Annotated in this window: 1 protein-coding gene; it reads left to right on the top strand. The window is 47.5% G+C overall.

Translation table 11 applies throughout. The annotated features are described in order from the left end of the window. Positions 1–74: 74 nt before the first annotated feature. Positions 75–461 (top strand): DUF4259 domain-containing protein (locus PZH32_RS11300; protein ID WP_275208351.1); only part of this gene is annotated, 387 nt, incomplete at its 3' end.

Genomic DNA, 461 nt, shown 5'->3' with positions numbered 1-461 from the left:
GGCCTATCATTCGGTTGGAGAACTATGATTGACAATAGAAGCTTGATACGAAATAAAGAAAGAGAGGTGCCGACATGGGAGCATGGGGCATAAAAGCATTAGAGCGTGACGAAGGGTTGGATGTACTGGACATCCTCAAAAATGAATATGTACCGGAGCATCCGGTAATGGATCTGGGCGAGATGATCGAACTGATGAAAGAGGAAGTCATGCTGGGATCTGACTTCTCACAAATCGACTTCCTCTTTGACAATACTGCGATGGCTCTGGCGGAGCTGTATTTCCAATGGAAGGATAACAGCAAACTGGACTACGATCATGAAGAAGCTATATGGGATAAAGTCACCGGTTTCACAGCATCCAAAGAAGCCCTTGCTTTCCTGCTGCGGCAGCTCACCGACATCAAAAACGAGGTGCCGGACGAGGACGGCATCCGTGAGATTGTGGATCTTTGGAAGAAC

The organism is Adlercreutzia equolifaciens, from assembly GCF_029076695.1.
Classification (GTDB): domain Bacteria; phylum Actinomycetota; class Coriobacteriia; order Coriobacteriales; family Eggerthellaceae; genus Adlercreutzia; species Adlercreutzia equolifaciens_A.
Note: the sequence above shows the minus strand (reverse complement) of the source record. Positions and strands in the feature narration are given on the sequence as shown.